General features: G+C 52.9%; 1 pseudogene. It reads right to left on the reverse strand.

The features are described 5' to 3' along the window. Positions 1 to 438 (reverse strand): annotated as a pseudogene (locus R7O13_RS28750) (type II and III secretion system protein); the annotation flags it as partial. Between the last annotated feature and the right edge of the window lie 165 nt (positions 439 to 603).

The following is a 603-nucleotide window of genomic DNA, read 5'->3' on the forward strand; positions in this document are numbered from 1 at the left end:
GACATCTTTCACTAGGTTCCAATCAATGCCTTGGTCTTTGCCTAAGTTCGAACGAAACTCCAGTACGCGAATATCAAGAAAGACCTGTTTAGTCAGCTCGGCTTGATAGGTGTCAATCAGGCGGCGCACCTGTGCCATGCGACTTGGCGTGGTGCGCACGGTGATGGCGGTCAATCCAGGTACGACACGCACGTCACCGACGAGCTCATCGCCATCGTCTTCGCTTTCATCTTTGAGGACCGCTTCGACCGCTTTGGATATTTCGGTGGTGATTTCGGTGTTGTTGTACACCGTCGTAATGTACTGGCCATCGACTTTGGTGGTCGAGGTATCGCCTTCATCGTCGCTGCTGCTTTCTTCGCTTTGACTGCCTTGCTGCGCGGAATTGGCGCCCGATGGAATGGTCAATACAAAGGTTTCGGTTTGATAGTACCCCACCGTGAGCGAGTCTTGATCCGGCGTTAAGCCGTAATGAGTCAAGCTGCTGATGAGGTTTAAAATCGACTTGCGCGAGGCGCGGGTGTTGACCGTTATCGGTGTGTTTGGGTTCACGTCTGGGTCAAACGACACTTCCACATTGGTGCCTTGCACGAGCATCGAGAG

Source organism: Vibrio sp. Y176, assembly GCF_033438945.1.